Here is a 15,695-nt window from a genome sequence, read left to right on the forward strand (position 1 = left end):
CGGACCCCTACAGATTCCGTTGTCGGGTCACTAGGCTCCCGGCCATGGCCGATCAGACCTTCAAGAACGTCATCAACGGGCAGCTCGTCGACAGCGCGTCGGGGGAGACCTACGACGTCATCGACCCGACCACCGGCGAGGTGTACGCGCAGGCCCCGAAGTCGGGCGCCGAGGACGTCGACCGGGCGTACGCCGCGGCCGACGCCGCCTTCGAGGGGTGGGGGTACGCGACGCCGCAGGACCGCTCGAACGCGCTGCTGAAGATCGCGCAGGCGATCGAGGACCGGGCCGACGAGATCAACGCCGTGGAGTGCAAGGACACCGGCAAGCCGCTCGGGCTGACCATGGCCGAGGAGATGCCCTACGCGTCCGACCACTTCAAGTTCTTCGCCGGGGCCGCTCGGCTGCTCGAGGGCAAGGCGGCCGGTGAGTACATGGCCGACCACACCTCGTTCGTACGCCGCGAGCCGGTCGGTGTCGTCGGCCAGGTGACGCCGTGGAACTACCCGCTGTTGATGATGATCTGGAAGATCGCGCCCGCCCTCGCCGCCGGCAACACCGTCGTGCTCAAGCCCAGCGACACGACGCCGGCGAGCTCGACGCTGCTGGCGGAGCTGTGCCAGGAGTTCCTGCCGCCGGGCGTGCTCAATGTCGTGTGCGGCGACCGCGACACCGGCCGGGCGCTGGTCTCCCACAAGACCCCGCAGATGGTGGCGATCACCGGCTCGGTGCGCGCGGGCATGCAGGTCGCCGAGGCGGCGGCGCACGACGTCAAGCGGGTCCACCTCGAGCTGGGCGGCAAGGCCCCGGTCGTGGTGTTCGACGACGCCGACATCGCGAAGGCCGCCGAGGGCATCGCCGGCGCCGGGCTCTTCAACGCCGGCCAGGACTGCACCGCCGCCACCCGGGTGCTCGTGCAGCAGGGCATCCACGACGAGTTCGTCGCCGCTCTCGTCGAGGCGGCGAAGGGCATGCCGACCGGCGACCCCGCCGACGAGAACACCTACTACGGGCCGCTCAACAACGCCAACCAGCTCGCGCACGTCTCCGGCATGGTCGACCGGCTGCCGGACCACGCCAGCATCCAGACCGGCGGCACCCGCCAGGGCGAGAAGGGCTACTTCTACGAGCCCACGGTGCTCTCGGGCCTGCAGCAGACCGACGAGCAGATCCAGACCGAGATCTTCGGCCCGGTCATGACCGTGCAGAAGTTCACCGACGAGGCGCAGGCCCTGTCCTGGGCCAACGACGTCCAGTACGGCCTGGCCTCCAGCGTGTGGACCCGGGACCACGGCCGGGCGATGCGGATGTCGCGCAAGCTCGACTTCGGCGCGGTCTGGATCAACACCCACATCCCGTTCGTCTCCGAGATGCCGCACGGCGGCTTCAAGCACTCCGGGTACGGCAAGGACCTTTCCGGCTACGGTTTCGAGGACTACACCCGCATCAAGCACGTGATGTCCTACATCGGAGACTGACATGAGGATGCTGCTGGCCGGCGCCGGGCAACGTCGGCCCGGAGACGTTCGACGCCGCGCCAGCCCCTGGGGTACCCCGGAGGTCCAGGGCTCGCGTCCGGCGCTCAAGGGCCCGGGACCGGACGCCGATGGCATCTACATGCCCGCCGCGCCGCTGTCGCTCCGCCGGCGGTGGCCGTCCTGGCTGCCGCGCGGTGGCTCGCTGCCCGACCCTGCGTGGCGGGCGCGGCACCGGGCCGTGATGGCGCTGCTCTGGTGCCACATCGCGCTGATCCCGCTCTACGCGGTCTACAAGGGAAACTCGCTCCTGCACGGGTACCTCGAGGTCGCGCCGGTGCTGATGTGCGCGCTCCTGGCGGGCTTCGGGCGGCTCAGCAGGAATCTCGAGTCCTCGATCGCGGCGGCCGGCCTGATGATCTGCTCGGGCGTGATCGTGCACCTGTCCGGCGGCATGATCGAGGCACACTTCCACTTCTTCGTGATGATCCCGGTGATCGCGCTGTACGAGGCGTGGGCGCCGTTCCTGCTCGCGGTCGCGTACGTGCTGTTCCACCACGGGATCATGGGCACCATCAGCCCGAAGTCGGTGTTCAACCTCCCCGCGGCGTGGGAGCACCCGTGGCTCTTCGCGGGCGTGCACGCGGGGTTCTTCGCCTTCGCCTGCATCGCGTGCATCATCAACTGGTGGCTGCACGAGAACGCGCGGCTCGCCACGCAGGCGCAGACGCAGTTGCTCAGCACGATCGTCGACTCGATCCGCGACGGGCTCGTCGTCCTCGACTCCGAGGGCAGGACCCTGCTGCGCAACCCGGCCGGCGTGGCGCTGATGGGAGGGCTCGAGTACGAGTCGCACAGTGTCGGGGCGCCGGATGGCAAGGGCCTCTTCCACCTCGACGGCAGGCCGCTGTCGCACGACGAGCTGCTGCACGTGCAGGCGCTGGCCGAGGGCCGGCACGACGTCGACCTGGCGGTGCGCGCCGCCGGCGTCCCCGACGGCCGGGTGCTCAACTTCTCGGCCACCGCACTGCCGGCCGAACGGCTCGACGGTGCGCCGGACGTCGTGGTGGTCTTCCGTGACGTGACCGAGCGGCACCGGACCGAGCAGGCGCTCGCCGAGGCGCTCGCCACCGAGCAGGCCGCGGTCGAGCAGCTGCGCGAGCTCGAGCGGGTGAAGTCCGACTTCGTCTCCACGGTCAGCCACGAGCTGCGTACCCCGATCACCAGCATCATCGGGTACCTCGAGGTCCTCGTGGATGGCTCCGTCGGCAGGCTCGAGGACGCCCAGCGCCGGATCGTCGACCGGGTCGACCGCAACAGCCGCCGGCTGCTGCGTCTGGTCGAGGACCTGCTCAAGCTCTCGCAGATCGAGTCGTCGACGCTGAGCGTCGACACCGTGCCCACCGATCTGCGTGACGTCGTCTCGGCCGCGCAGGACGCCGTCGGGTGGCTGCTCGACACGCGCTCGCTGGACGTCTCCATCGACGTCCCCGAGGAGCCCGTCGAGCTCGACGGCGACGCGGACGAGCTGGAGCGGATCGTCGTCAACCTCGTCACCAACGCCATCAAGTTCACTCCCGACGGCGGCCGGATCGCGGTGCGGCTCAGCGGCGACGACCTGGAAGCGGTCCTGGTCGTGTCCGACACGGGCCTGGGCGTCCCGGAGGCCGAGGTGGGGCAGCTGTTCACGCGCTTCTACCGGTCGTCCATCGCCTCCGAGGAGGCGGTCCAGGGGACCGGGCTCGGTCTCACGATCGTCCAGGCCACCGTGGCGGCCCACGGCGGCACCATCGATGTCGAGTCGACCGCCGGCCTGGGCACGACCTTCACGGTCCGCCTGCCCCGGCGACCCGCGTCGCGCTCCGTCGCCTAGCGCCGGCCCCGCCGATCGGAGGGTCGTGGCCGAGCCCGGAGGCGGGATCAGAGGAGTGGCGTCAACCGGATCACCGGCCAGGCGAAGCCCGCGACTGCGGCCCGGGCCGCCTCCGCGTAGGTCTGCTCCGGCGGCCTGATCGTCAAGGTCGCACGAGCGCCGTTCGCGTGGAGCGGGACCTCGCGCACTCGCTGCTTCGGAGCTCCGGGCGGCACGGTGATGCTGCCCGTCGCCTGCCGGGCGTAGGCCGGTACGACGACCCGCGCCGGAGCGAGGTCGCTGCGGACGACGACGCGGGTCGGCCGGTCGCGCTGCCGGTCCAGCCGGACCACGACGGGAGCGGATACCGGCAGCAGGGGCGAGGCGGTGACGGAGCCCGCGGACAGCGAGACCACCGGGTGCGGGTCGTCGTCGAGGACGCGCACCACGGTGTCCTCGTAGAGCCGGACGTCCTCAGGCCCCTCGTCGACCCGGTCCTGCGGCGCCCGGAACCACCCGTGACCGACCTGGCGGCCGGCCGGGACCCGCACGGTCTCGCCTGCGGTGCGCACGGGTGTCACGCGCGTCGTCGGCCGGTCCAGGCGGATCGTGAGGCGCACCCGGTCGCCCTCGGTGATGCGCTCGCGGTCCGGCACGACCGTCGCCACGGGGACCGGCGGGGTCGGGTCGCCGGACTCGTCCAGCGAGGCGAAGCAGTAGCCCCGCTTCTGCAGCGTGCGGATCTCGGCCGGCAGCGCCTCGAGGGTCGCGGGGGAGTTGGTGACGCCGTCGTGCTGGAGCACCACGTTGGTGCGGTGCGGCCGCACCGCACCGACGACACCGCGCGCGATCTGGCGCGCCGACAGCCCGGTCCAGTCCCGGGAGTCGACCGTCCACAGCGTCGGCACCAGGTCGAGCGAGGCCATCACCCGACGCACCCGATCGTCGATGGCGCCGTACGGCGGCCGCGCCAGGTCGGTCGGCGTGACCCCGGCGTCGAGCAGCGCGCGGCGCGTCGACATGAGCGCGTGACGGGCCGCGGCCGGTGTCTGCGTGGTGAGGTCCGTGTGCTCCCAGGTGTGGTTGCCGATCGCGAAGCCGGCGCGGTCCACGAGGCGCACGAGCTCGGGATGTGCCGCGACCCGGTTGCCGACCATGAAGAACGTCGCCGGCACCTCCAGCCGCTCCAGCAGCCGCACCACGCGAGGCGTGACCGTGGCCAGTGGTCCGTCGTCGAAGGTCAGCGCCACCAGCCCACGGGAGCACGGCCGCATCGGCGCGGCCGGCACGGCGGGCGCAGCCAGGGCGGACGGCGCCGGCAGCAGCAGGACAGCCAGCAGCGCCACGAGCAGGAACCGCACCCTCACGAGGGTCTGACGCGCCCGAGCGGCGCGGGGTTGCCGGCTGGCTACAGCTTGGACATCTTGCTGTACGGGCTGGTGATCCGGACCGTCCGGGAACGGAAGTCGACCGTCACGGCAGCGGGTTCCACCTGGATGACCCGACCCATCCCGTAGGAGTCGTGGGAGACCAGGTCGTCGAGCGCGAACTCCTCGATCGTGGGCTCAGGGTCGGGGCTGAAGGGGCTGCTGGCCAGGTGCCGGCGAACCCGGGGCGAAGTCGTCATCACGTCCAGTATCGCACCGGTCTGGTCATCAGGTGGTGCCGAGGACGCGGAACGGCAGGCCGGGCAGGTTTCGCGCGACGGGGTACGCCGCCGGGTCGACCTTCTGGCCCGAGCGCAGCAGCGGGTCGGCGGCGACCACGCAGCGGTCGTGGCCGTTGATCAGGACGACGTCGCCGGTCAGCGACGAGCGCATCAGCTCCTCGAAGGTCTCCAGCCGGGTGTCCGCGCCCGCGACCCCCGCCATCCGCCCGTCGACGAGGACCGGGACGGTGGCGGTGAGGACGTACTCGTCGGTGCAGACGTAGTCGACGTACGGCCCGGTCACGTGCCGCTCGCCGGTCGTCAGCGGGGTCTGGAACCACTCGTGCCGGGTGTAGTCGAAGACGTGGTGGCCCAGGGGCACGCCGCGCTCGGCGAGCAGGGTCTGGTCCTCGCCCTGCCACCAGGCGAGGAACAGCTCGCGGTCGGCGAGCCAGCCGGGCGTGGCGACGAACCCGCCGCCGACGACGGGGTGCTCGGCGAGCAGGTCGGCGGCCAGCGGCTGCACGACCTCGCTCAGCGCCGCGGCGGTCAGCGAGTGGCGGTGCTGGAACGCCTCGCCGACCTTGTCGCCGATGCCCTCCAGCGAGGTGAAGAGGGCGCCGAAGTACGCCGCGACGGCGAACGCGCACCGCGCGAGCGAGTCGCCGAGGGTGGTGGTCGGCATCATGAGGCGCTCCGGTTCCTGTCGTGGACCTCGGCCTGGGTGCGGGCGACCCGGTCCAGGGTCTCCTGGAGGTGCGTTCGTGCGCACCGGCGTGCCGCGTCCGCGTCGCCGGCCTCGACGGCGTCGATCAGGCGCTCGTGGCCGGTGCGGGTGCGGGCCCGGACGTCCGGGTCGCTGAGGGGGATGCGGACGATCATGCCGAAGTCCGCCTCGAGGCGCACCACCTCCCGGGTGATGCGCGACGACTGGGTGAGCGCGGCGATCGACAGCCACAGCTCGGCGTCGGCGTGCCGCCACGCGCCGACCTCCTGGGCCTCGGACGGCAGCAGGCCGCGCAGCGCGTGCGCCTCGCCGGCGTCGGCCCGTTCGGCGGCGACCTCGGCGCACCCGGCGAGCACGAGCACGTACTGCGTGGCGCGGTCCTGGAGCTCCGCGCGCGACATCGCGCCGAGCCGCTGCGCGAGCGCCTCCTCGTCCGCGGCGGCGCCGGCCGCGACGAAGGTCCCGCCGCCGCGGCCCCGGCTGGTCGTCACCAGCCCCTGCGCGCGCAGCCCGATCAGCGCCTCGCGGACGGTGACGACCGCGACGCCGAGCATCGCGGCGAGCTCCGGCTCGCTGGGCAGTCGCTCGCCCTCGACGAGGACGCCGGAGCGGATCGCCTCGGTGAGCCGCTGCTCGACCTGGCCGGCCCGGCCGACGTCGCCCAGCGGCGCGAAGATCGCGCCGCGGGCTCGGCTGCCGTGCCGGCGTACCTCCGTCATCGCGCTCCCTCCGGGCCGCTCGCAACACAGTTGTTACCAGACAGGGGCTGTTCAATCTAATGTCTGGTTCCATAGGTTATGGCCCAGCGGCACCCCAGGGACAGAGGAGACCGATGACGGCGACGGCCATCTCACTGCGCGGCCTGAGCAAGCACTTCGACCAGGTCCGGGCGGTCGACGAGCTGGACCTCGACGTCGCCGACGGCGAGTTCTTCTCGATGCTCGGCCCTTCCGGCTCGGGCAAGACCACCGTGCTCCGCCTGGTCGCGGGCTTCGAGGAGCCGACCGCCGGGCGGATCCTCCTCGGCGACGAGGACGTCACCAGCAAACCGCCGTTCGCCCGCGACGTGAACACGGTCTTCCAGGACTACGCGATCTTCCCGCACATGAGCGTGCTCCAGAACGTCGAGTACGGCCTGCGGGTCAAGAAGGTCGGCAAGGCCGAGCGCCGCAAGCGGGCCGAGGAGGCGCTGGCGACCGTCCGGCTCGCGGAGTACGGCGGCCGCCGGCCGAACCAGCTCTCCGGGGGCCAGCGCCAGCGGGTCGCGCTGGCGCGGGCACTGGTGAACCGCCCCAAGGTGCTGCTGCTCGACGAGCCGCTCGGCGCGCTCGACCTCCAGCTGCGCCGCGAGATGCAGATCGAGCTCAAGGCGATCCAGCGCGAGGTCGGCATCACGTTCGTGTTCGTCACCCACGACCAGGAGGAGGCGCTCACGATGAGCGACCGGGTCGCGGTGTTCAACGAGGGCCGGATCGAGCAGCTCGCCACCCCGGTCGAGCTCTACGAGCGGCCGGCCAGCTCGTTCGTCGCCGGCTTCGTCGGCACCTCCAACCAGCTCAGCGGCGCCGCCGCGCGCGCCGTCGTCGGCGAGGACGGCACGTTCGCGATCCGGCCCGAGAAGATCCGGATGTCGGCGGAGGCTCCGGCCGACACCACCGGCCTCTGCGTCGCGCGCGGCGTGGTCCGCGAGGTCGTCTACCTCGGCTCGTCCACGAGCAGCGTCGTCGAGCTCGACGACGGTCCCACCGTGACGGTGTCGCACCCCAACACCGACACGTCCATCGACGCCGCCGTCGAGCGGCGCGACCAACGCGTCGTGCTCACCTGGCGACGTGACCACCTGGTGTCCCTTGAGGAGGAGACAGCATGAGAAGGATCAACTCGGTGCGGCTCGGCGCACTGGCGTGTGCGAGCGTGCTCGCCCTGGCCACGGCCTGCGGCACCAGCTCGGGTGGTGGTGACGGCGCGAAGGCCGGCGAGGACCAGGGCGGCTTCGTCGCCCCCGACGTCCCGATGCAGAAGGAGATCGGCGACCCGGAGGGGCAGGTCAACATCCTCGCCTGGCCCGGGTACGCCGAGGACGGCTCGACCGACAAGTCCATCGACTGGGTGACGCCCTTCGAGAAGGAGTCGGGCTGCCAGGCGAACGTCAAGTACTTCGGCACCTCCGACGAGGCGTTCCAGCTGATGAAGTCCGGTGAGTACGACGTCGTCTCGGCCTCGGGCGACGCGACCCTGCGCCTGATCGCGGCCGGCGAGGTCGCTCCGGTCAACACCGACCTGCTGACGAACTACGCCGACATCGCGCCGTTCCTCAAGGACCAGAAGTTCAACTCCGTCGACGGCCAGATGTACGGCGTGCCGCACGGCTGGGGCGCGAACCTGCTCATGTACAACACGGACGTCGTCAAGCCGGCGCCGACCAGTTGGGGCGCGGTGTTCGACGGCGCGTCGCAGTACGCCGGGAAGGTCACGGCGTACGACTCGCCGATCTACATCGCCGACGCGGCGCTGTACCTGATGAAGACCCAGCCCGACCTCGGCATCGAGGACCCGTACGCGCTCGACAAGGACCAGCTCGCCGCGGCCGTGGACCTGCTGAAGAAGCAGAAGGCGAACGTCTCCGAGTACTGGTCGGACTACCTGAAGGAGGTGCAGGCCTTCAAGAGCGGCGACTCCGTCATCGGCACCACCTGGCAGGTCATCGCCTCGGTGGCGCAGGGCGAGGGCGCGCCGGTCGACGCGGTCCTGCCCGAGGAGGGTGCGACCGGCTGGTCCGACACCTGGATGATCAGCTCCCAGGCCAAGAACCCGAACTGCGGCTACCTCTGGATGGACTACATCACCAGCCCGCAGGCGCAGGCGCAGGTCGCGGAGTACTTCGGCGAGGCCCCGGCCAACACCCAGGCGTGCTCGCTGACCTCCGACAAGACCTTCTGCGACACCTACCACGCCGAGGACGCCGACTACGCGGCCCAGATCCACTACTGGACCACGCCGATCGAGCAGTGCCTGGACGGCCGCACGGACGTGACGTGCACCAACTACGGCGACTGGACGACCGCGTGGACCGAGGTCAAGGGCTGATCTGACCTTGTCCGTCATCGATCGCCGCCCGGGCCTCCGGGTGGGCCTGCTCCTGACGCCGCCGATGCTGTGGCTGGGAGTGGCCTACCTGGGGGCCCTGGGGGCGCTCCTCATCACCTCGCTGTGGACCCAGGACGACTTCACCGGCACGATCACGACGGTCTGGACGACCGAGAACTTCCGGACCCTCTTCACCGTCGACGTGTACCGGACCATCACGATCCGCACGATCGGCATCGCGGCCCTGGTGACGGTCGTCGACGCCGTGCTGGCGTTCCCGATCGCGCTCTACATGGCCAAGATCGCCTCCCCCCGCGCGCAGCGGCTGCTGGTGATCGCGGTCCTGATGCCGCTGTGGGCGTCCTACCTGGTCAAGGCCTACGCCTGGCGCGGCATGTTCTCCGCCGACGGCCCGGTCGCGTGGATCGCCCAGCCGTTCGGCCTGGACACCCCGGGCTACGGGCTGCTCGCCACCACCGTGACGCTGTCCTACCTCTGGCTGCCCTACATGATCCTGCCCGTGTTCGCCGGGCTCGAGCGCGTCCCCGACTCGCTCTTCGAGGCGTCCGCGGACCTGGGCGCCGGCTCCTGGCAGACGCTGCGCCGGATCGTGCTGCCGATGGCCTTCCCGGCGTTCGTGGCGGGCTCGATCTTCACGTTCTCGCTGACCATGGGCGACTACATCGCGGTCAAGATCGTGGGCGGTACGACGCAGCTGCTCGGCAACGTCGTCTACGACAACCAGGGTGCGGCGAACAACCTGCCGTTCGCGGCCGCCGTCGCCACCGTCCCGATCGTGGTCATGCTGGCCTACCTGGCCGCGGCCCGCCGTACCGGCGCACTGGAGCAGCTCTGATGCTTTCCCCCGGACTCCGCCGCTCGCTCACCGTCTTCACGGCGGTGGTGCTGGTCGTCGTCTACGTCCCGCTCGCGCTGGTGCTGCTGAACTCGTTCAACACCGACAACACCTTCGGCTGGCCGCCACCGGGCTACACGCTGCACTGGTGGCGGGTCGCCTGGGAGAGCCAGGGCGCCCGCGTCGCGCTGTGGACCAGCGTCAAGGTCGCCTGCGCCGCGACCGCGATCGCGCTGCTGCTCGGGACGCTGGCCGCGATGGCGCTGCGGCGGACCCGGTTCTTCGGGCGCAACGTCGTCTCGCTGCTGATCATCCTGCCGATCGCGCTGCCCGGCGTGGTCACCGGCCTGGCCTTCCAGAACGGCTTCAAGACGATCCTCGGCATCCAGCTCAGCCTCTGGACGATCGTGATCGCGCACGCGACGTTCTGCATCGTGACGGTGTTCAACAACGTGCAGGCCCGGTTCCAGCGGCTCGGCAGCAACTTCGAGCAGGCGTCGATGGACCTCGGTGCGGGCCGGTGGACGACGTTCCGCCTGGTGACCTTCCCGATGCTGCGCTCGGCGCTGCTGGCCGGTGCGCTGCTCTCGTTCGGGCTGTCCTTCGACGAGATCGTGGTGACGACGTTCACCGCGAGCAGCCAGGACCAGACGCTGCCGATCTGGATCTTCCAGAACCTCTTCCGGCCCAACCAGGCGCCGATCGTGAACGTCGTGGCCGCCGTCCTGGTCGTCTTCTCGGCGATCCCGATCTGGCTGGCGCAGCGGCTCTCCGGCTCCACGGAGGGCATGACCGGCGCGGTGACGTAGTCCGGCGGGAGGGTGGGTACACCTCCCGCGTGGTCGCACCCCGATGGACGGACGGTCCGGCGAGCCTGACGCTCGTCCGGCACGGAGAGAGCGTCGGCAACCTCGCCGACGACCGCGCGCGCGAGGCGAAGGCGGAGGTGCTCGACCTCGAGGTGCGCGACGCCGACGTCGAGCTGTCGCCGGCCGGACGCGACCAGGCGGGCGCGCTCGGCCGCTGGCTGGACGAGAAGGCGCCCGACGACTGGCGGCCCACCGTCGTCCTGTCCTCGCCGTACCGCCGCGCCGCGGAGACCGCCGAGCGGGCCGGCCTCGACGCCGTCCTCGACGAGCGGCTGCGCGAGCGCGACCTGGGGATCTTCGACGGGCTGACCGGCGCCGGCATCCGCGCCCGCTACCCGGACGAGGCCACGCGGCGCCAGAAGCTCGGGAAGTTCTACTACCAGCCGCCGTCGGGGGAGAGCTGGGCCGACGTGGTGCTGCGGGTGCGCAGCCTGCTGACCGACCTGCGACACGGTTACGACGGGGAGCGGATCTGGCTGTTCACCCACCAGGCCGTGATCATGTCGTTCCGCTACGTCCTCGAGCGGCTCGACGAGGAGACGCTGCTCGACATCGACCGGCGGCACCGCATCCCGAACGCCTCGTTCACCCGGTTCTGCCGCGCAGGGGACGGCTTCGAGCTGGACGTCTTCGCCGACACCCGCGCGATCGACGACCTCGACGCGCCGGTCACCCACGAGGAGCCGCACCGCGGGCGGGGCCATGACCGCTGAGCCCACCACTGAGCCCACCACTGGGCCGACCACCGAGCTGCTCACGCCCGGTCGCCTGCGGGAGTGGCCGCTCCCCGACGCCAACGGCGACAAGGAGTCGCGCGGCGAGCTGCTGGTGCTCGGCGGCACGCGGACGCAGCCCGGCGCCGTGCTGCTCGCCGGCGAGGCCGGGCTGCGGGCCGGCGCCGGCAAGCTCGCGCTGGCCACGACGGGTACGACGAGCGCGCCCCTCGGCGTCGCCGTCCCGGAGGCGCAGGTGCTGGGGCTCGCCGAGGACGCCGCCGGCAACCTCGCCGTCACCGCGGCGGACGCCGTGGTCGGGCGGTGCGCGTCGGTCGCCGCGGTGCTGGTCGGCCCCGGCTTCGGCGACCCGGAGGCCAGCGTCGAGCTGCTGCGCCGCGTGCTGCCGCGGCTGGAGCTGCCGGTCGTGGTCGACGCCGTCGCGTCGGCGTACCTGACCGAGGAGCCGCGGGGCCTGGCCCACCTCGGTGGGCGGGCCGTGCTCACCGTCAACGTCACCGAGTTGGCGCGGACCGCCGGGGTCGACGAGTCCGACGTGGAGGACGACCCGGTGGCCGTGGCGCGGGAGGTCGCGGAGCGGTGCGGGGTGGTCGTGCTGTGCGGCGGCACCGAGAAGTGCGTCGCCGAGCCGGGCGGCCGCGCCTGGCGCATCGACGGCGGGGGACCGGGCCTCGGCGTCTCCGGCTCCGGCGACGTGCAGGCCGGCATCGTCGCCGGCCTGGTCGCCCGCGGCGCCGAGGCGGCGCAGGCGGCGGCGTGGGGCGGCTACCTCCACGCCCGGATCGGCGAGCGGCTCGCGGCCGCGGTCGGGACCGTCGGCTTCCTCGCGCGCGAGCTGCCGCCCCAGGTGCCGGCGGCGCTCGCCGAGCTCGCGCAGTAGCCGCCCGATATTCAGGCGACGTCCGTCGGTGGCGCGACATAGCGTCGTGTCTCGCCATGACTGCCACGCTCGACGCCGACCGCCCGGTCCGCACCGCACCCGAGGCCCTGCCGCCGCCCGAGCGCACCGTCGACTGGCGACGGTTGCGCTCCCCGGTGGCCGCGGTGGCCCTGGTCGCCTGCGCGATCGCCGCGATCGGCACCTCGCTCGGCTCGCTGGTCGCGGGCCACCTGGCCGAGCACGCCACCAGCGAGCGGGTGGCGCTGCTCGCCCTGTGCGTGGTCGGCGCCGCGGTGCTCGACACCGGCGCCCGCACGCTGTGGGCCGGCGTCGTCGACCGCGCCGAGGGCCGGCTGCGCGCCGACCTCCTCGACGCGGCCATGCACCAGCCGCTCGCGACGCTCACCGAGCAGGCCGTCGGCGAGGTGCTCGACCGGGTCGACGACGACACCCACGAGGTCGGCACGCTGCTGCGGCAGAGCGCCTGGCTGGCGATCCGCACCCTGCTCGCGTCCGGCCCGCTGTGGGTGGTCGCGAGCGTGACCTGGTGGCCGGCCTTCTTCCTGTTCCCGCTCGCGGGCGCCGCGGCACTCCTCGCCGTCCGGCAGCTGCTGCCGCAGCTGTCCGCGCGCAAGGTCGAGGAGGAGGCCGCGTGGACCGACCACGCCGCCGCGCTGGAGGAGGGCGTCGCCGGTCGTGACGACCTCCGCGCCAGCCTCGGCCGAGCTCATGTGCTGCGCCGCTGCACCGAGCTGGCCGCCGAGGTGCACCGCCGGTTCGCCGTCGTCGTCGGCCTCGAGGCGCGGATCAGCGCCCGCACCGGAACGCTGCTGCACGGGGTGCTCGCGGCGACGGCGCTGGTGGGCGTCGCGCTGGTCGCCGGCGGCCATCTGGGCACGGCGTCGCTGGTCACGCTCTACCTGGTCACGACCATGTTCGTGGGCCAGGTCGACAACCTGGCCCGGCACCTGCCCGACCTCCAGGCCGGGTTCGGCGCGGTGCTCCGGCTGCGCGGGCTGCTCGGAGCCGAGCGCGAGCCGGTCGGCGGCGCCGACCTGCCGGAGGGCCGGCTCGACGTGCGGTTCGACGACCTGCACTTCGCGTACGTGGAGGGCCGGTTCGCCCTCCAGCACGTCGACCTCCACGTCCCGGCGGGCACCACCTGCGCGCTGGTCGGCCGGACCGGCTCCGGCAAGTCCACGCTGGCGTCGCTGCTGTCCCGCGCGGTGGAGCCCGAGCGCGGGTCGGTCTTCCTGGGTGGCGTCGACGTGCTCGACCTCGACCTGCAGCAGCTGCGCTCGTCGGTGGGCGTCGTCACCCAGCGCACCGAGATCCTCGCGGGCACGCTCGCCGAGAACATCACGCTGTTCGAGCCGGTCTCCCGCGCGGAGGTCGAGGCCGCCGTCGCCGAGCTCGGCCTCGAGGCCTGGGTCGCGGGCCTCCCGGACGGCCTGGACACGCTGCTCGGGCCGGGCGGCACCACGCTGTCGTCGGGCGAGGAGCAGCTGGTCGCGTTCGCGCGGCTGCTGGTGCGCCACGTCCGCGTCGTCGTGCTCGACGAGGCCACCGCGCGGATGGACCCGGTCACCGAGGGCCGCGTGGTGCGCGCCGCCGAGCGGCTGCTCGCCGGCCGCACCGGGCTGCTGGTCGCCCACCGGCTGTCGACCACCGAGCGGGCCGAGCAGGTCGCGGTGCTCGAGGCCGGCCGGGTCGTGCAGCGCGGACCGCGCTCGGTGCTCGCCGCGGAGCCCGGTCCGTTCCGGGCGCTGCTCGAGGCCTCGGCGGAGGACGAGACGCCGCGTCCGGTGGCCGAGCCGGACGACCGGAGCGTCGGCACCGCCCGCCGTACCGGAGAGCCACCGGCGCCGCCGCGGCTCCGCGACGTGCCGGGACTGGCGCGCGCGACGTGGTCCGCGCTGGTCATCGAGCCGCGCTGGGGCCTGGTCAGCGTCGCGCTGTTCCTGTTCGCGGTGCTGACCGGCGCCCTCGGCGCGGTCAGCGGCTGGATCTGGGGCCACCTGGTGGTCGCCCTCCAGGCAGGCGAGACGCCGACCGCCCTCACCGTCGCGCTGGCCGCGTCCCTGCTGACGTCCCCGCTGCTGCTGGCCGCGGCGATCCGCCGCTACCCGCGCTGGTGGATCTCGGTGATGCTGCGGGTCCGCATGTCGGTGCTCGCCGGCCAGGCCGCGCAGCACCGCCTCGAGCGCACGCCCGCCGGTGAGGTCGTCGCCCGGACCATGGACGCCGACCGGCTGGCCCGGTACGCCGACCGCTGGGTCGACTTCGTCAACGGCCTGGTGATCGCGGCGGTGACCGCGATCGTCGCGCAGAGCCTGCTGGCCGGCGGCGTGCTGCTCGCGGTGATGGTCGCGTCCTCGCTGGCGTCGTCCCTGGGCCGCAGGGTCGCCGGGCGGTCGGCGGCGGCCTCGGCCGCGGCGCGGGCCGGGTTCGGGCGCTCGCTGGTCTCCGCGCTCGACTCGGTGCGGACCGTGAAGCTCGCGGCCTCGACGCCCAGCGTGCACGCGCACCTGAGCCGGGTCGACGGCGGCCGCGTCGACGCCGCGGTGCGTGAGCACCGGGTGCAGGCGCTGCTCGACGGCGTCCCGATCGTGATGGTGCAGTGCGGCGTGGTGACGGCGTGGGCGGTGCTGGTGAGTGGCGGCTGGGGGTTGGCGACCGCGCTGCTGGTGGCGGGTGCGGTCAACGGCTTCGACTGGTTCGGCCGGGTCGCCGGCGCGGTCATCACCGAGGCGCCCGGCACCCGCGCGTGGATGCAGACCACGAGCCGGCTGGCCGGTGGCGGCGACCTGATGGAGCTCCCGCCCGGGGTCGACCTCGTCACCGGTGCCTCGCCCGCGGCCGAGCCCGGCGTCCGTGACCCGCTGCGCACGCTGGAGCTGCGCGGTCTGACCGCCGTCCACGACGACGGCACGATCGGGGTCAGCGACGTCGACCTGACCGTCGGCTCCCGCGAGCTGGTGCTGCTGCTCGGCCAGGTCGGGTCGGGCAAGTCGAGCCTGCTCTCGGCCCTCGCGGGCCTGGTCGCCAGCCACGGCGAGATCCGGTGGAACGACGAGCCCGTCGGCGACGCCCAGACGTTCCTGCGTCCCGGGCGGGTGGCGCACGTCGCCCAGGTCCCGCGGGTGCTGTCGGGCACGTTCGCCGACAACGTCAGCCTCGACCACCCCGACCGCGCCGTGCTGCCCGCGCTGGAGACCGCCCGGCTCACCCCGGACGTCGAGGCGGCGGGCGGCCCGGACGCGCTGGTCGGCCACCGCGGCGTGCGGCTCTCCGGGGGCCAGGTGCAGCGCCTGGCCCTGGCCCGCGGGCTCGCCTGCGACGCCGAGCTGCTGCTCGCCGACGACGTCTCGTCGGCGCTGGACGCCGCCACCGAGGTGGAGCTCTGGTCCGCGCTGCGCCAGCGGGGCGCGACCGTCGTCGGTGCCACCTCGAAGCGCGCCGCGCTGGCCCAGGCCGACCGGGTGGTCGTGCTGGTCGAGGGCCGGGTGGCCGCGGTGGGGCCGTGGTCCGAGCTGTCGCCGGCGTGGGGCCACCTGGCGGGCTGAG

13 protein-coding genes are annotated in these 15,695 nt (G+C 73.0%); 9 read left to right on the top strand and 4 right to left on the bottom strand.

All coding sequences use genetic code 11. From position 1 onward, the window contains the following. The first annotated feature begins 44 nt into the window (after window positions 1–44). Together ABD086_RS23725 and ABD086_RS23730 are read left to right on the top strand one after the other, a co-directional pair. On the top strand, window positions 45–1,478 hold the full coding sequence (locus ABD086_RS23725) for a gamma-aminobutyraldehyde dehydrogenase (RefSeq protein WP_343910856.1): 1,434 nt from the start codon (window positions 45–47) through the stop codon (window positions 1,476–1,478). Between the two features lies 1 nt (window position 1,479). Beyond that, on the top strand, window positions 1,480–3,348 hold the full coding sequence (locus ABD086_RS23730) for a sensor histidine kinase (RefSeq protein WP_343910857.1): 1,869 nt from the start codon (window positions 1,480–1,482) through the stop codon (window positions 3,346–3,348). A gap of 47 nt (window positions 3,349–3,395) precedes the next feature. Here the strand turns inward: ABD086_RS23730 and ABD086_RS23735 are convergent, their stop codons facing one another. The 4 genes from ABD086_RS23735 to ABD086_RS23750 are packed head-to-tail and all read right to left on the bottom strand — an operon-like array spanning window position 3,396 to window position 6,421. Then, window positions 3,396–4,688, bottom strand: a complete 1,293-nt coding sequence (locus tag ABD086_RS23735) for a polysaccharide deacetylase family protein (RefSeq protein WP_343910859.1) — start codon at window positions 4,686–4,688, stop codon at window positions 3,396–3,398. Window positions 4,689–4,735: 47 nt separating this feature from the next. Beyond that, window positions 4,736–4,954, bottom strand: coding sequence for a hypothetical protein (locus ABD086_RS23740; RefSeq protein ID WP_343910861.1), 219 nt, complete (start codon window positions 4,952–4,954; stop codon window positions 4,736–4,738). Window positions 4,955–4,982: 28 nt separating this feature from the next. After that, entirely contained in the window at window positions 4,983–5,660 is a 678-nt protein-coding gene (locus ABD086_RS23745; RefSeq protein ID WP_343910863.1) for a cache domain-containing protein, read from the bottom strand. Next, window positions 5,660–6,421, bottom strand: a complete 762-nt coding sequence (locus tag ABD086_RS23750; RefSeq protein WP_343910865.1) for a FadR/GntR family transcriptional regulator — start codon at window positions 6,419–6,421, stop codon at window positions 5,660–5,662. The genes ABD086_RS23745 and ABD086_RS23750 overlap by 1 nt, the downstream gene beginning before the upstream one ends. A 113-nt stretch (window positions 6,422–6,534) precedes the next feature. Here ABD086_RS23750 and ABD086_RS23755 point away from each other — a divergent pair, with 113 nt between their 5' ends. From ABD086_RS23755 to ABD086_RS23785, 7 genes are read left to right on the top strand one after another with little or no spacing between them, the layout of a single operon-like run. Continuing rightward, window positions 6,535–7,572 (top strand): ABC transporter ATP-binding protein, encoded by a 1,038-nt coding sequence (locus ABD086_RS23755; protein WP_343910867.1) that lies wholly within the window; start codon window positions 6,535–6,537, stop codon window positions 7,570–7,572. Beyond that, on the top strand, window positions 7,569–8,789 hold the full coding sequence (locus ABD086_RS23760; protein ID WP_343910869.1) for an ABC transporter substrate-binding protein: 1,221 nt from the start codon (window positions 7,569–7,571) through the stop codon (window positions 8,787–8,789). Before ABD086_RS23755 ends, ABD086_RS23760 begins: the two co-directional genes overlap by 4 nt. A gap of 7 nt (window positions 8,790–8,796) precedes the next feature. Beyond that, window positions 8,797–9,645: an ABC transporter permease gene (locus ABD086_RS23765; protein ID WP_343910870.1), complete on the top strand. Its 849-nt coding sequence runs from the start codon at window positions 8,797–8,799 to the stop codon at window positions 9,643–9,645. Continuing rightward, complete coding sequence (locus ABD086_RS23770; protein WP_343910871.1) at window positions 9,645–10,454, top strand: ABC transporter permease; 810 nt, start codon at window positions 9,645–9,647, stop codon at window positions 10,452–10,454. The genes ABD086_RS23765 and ABD086_RS23770 overlap by 1 nt, the downstream gene beginning before the upstream one ends. A 29-nt stretch (window positions 10,455–10,483) precedes the next feature. Continuing rightward, complete coding sequence (locus tag ABD086_RS23775; RefSeq protein ID WP_343910873.1) at window positions 10,484–11,227, top strand: histidine phosphatase family protein; 744 nt, start codon at window positions 10,484–10,486, stop codon at window positions 11,225–11,227. Then, window positions 11,217–12,128 (top strand): ADP-dependent NAD(P)H-hydrate dehydratase, encoded by a 912-nt coding sequence (locus tag ABD086_RS23780; RefSeq protein WP_343910875.1) that lies wholly within the window; start codon window positions 11,217–11,219, stop codon window positions 12,126–12,128. The genes ABD086_RS23775 and ABD086_RS23780 overlap by 11 nt, the downstream gene beginning before the upstream one ends. 56 nt (window positions 12,129–12,184) lie before the next feature. Then, window positions 12,185–15,694: an ATP-binding cassette domain-containing protein gene (locus ABD086_RS23785; protein ID WP_343910877.1), complete on the top strand. Its 3,510-nt coding sequence runs from the start codon at window positions 12,185–12,187 to the stop codon at window positions 15,692–15,694. Window position 15,695 lies beyond the last annotated feature (1 nt).

Origin of the sequence: Nocardioides aquiterrae (assembly GCF_039526625.1) — a bacterium.
Taxonomy (GTDB): domain Bacteria; phylum Actinomycetota; class Actinomycetes; order Propionibacteriales; family Nocardioidaceae; genus Nocardioides; species Nocardioides aquiterrae.

What these genes read in the sequence shown, in the direction of transcription:
- ABD086_RS23785 (WP_343910877.1), top strand. Translation starts at nt 12,185, where the DNA reads ATGACTGCCACGCTCGACGCCGACCGCCCGGTCCGCACCGCACCCGAG.
- ABD086_RS23770 (WP_343910871.1), top strand. Translation starts at nt 9,645, where the DNA reads ATGCTTTCCCCCGGACTCCGCCGCTCGCTCACCGTCTTCACGGCGGTG.
- ABD086_RS23745 (WP_343910863.1), bottom strand. Translation starts at nt 5,660, where the DNA reads ATGCCGACCACCACCCTCGGCGACTCGCTCGCGCGGTGCGCGTTCGCC.
- ABD086_RS23750 (WP_343910865.1), bottom strand. Translation starts at nt 6,421, where the DNA reads ATGACGGAGGTACGCCGGCACGGCAGCCGAGCCCGCGGCGCGATCTTC.
- ABD086_RS23760 (WP_343910869.1), top strand. Translation starts at nt 7,569, where the DNA reads ATGAGAAGGATCAACTCGGTGCGGCTCGGCGCACTGGCGTGTGCGAGC.
- ABD086_RS23730 (WP_343910857.1), top strand. Translation starts at nt 1,480, where the DNA reads ATGAGGATGCTGCTGGCCGGCGCCGGGCAACGTCGGCCCGGAGACGTT.
- ABD086_RS23740 (WP_343910861.1), bottom strand. Translation starts at nt 4,954, where the DNA reads ATGACGACTTCGCCCCGGGTTCGCCGGCACCTGGCCAGCAGCCCCTTC.
- ABD086_RS23780 (WP_343910875.1), top strand. Translation starts at nt 11,217, where the DNA reads ATGACCGCTGAGCCCACCACTGAGCCCACCACTGGGCCGACCACCGAG.
- ABD086_RS23755 (WP_343910867.1), top strand. Translation starts at nt 6,535, where the DNA reads ATGACGGCGACGGCCATCTCACTGCGCGGCCTGAGCAAGCACTTCGAC.
- ABD086_RS23725 (WP_343910856.1), top strand. Translation starts at nt 45, where the DNA reads ATGGCCGATCAGACCTTCAAGAACGTCATCAACGGGCAGCTCGTCGAC.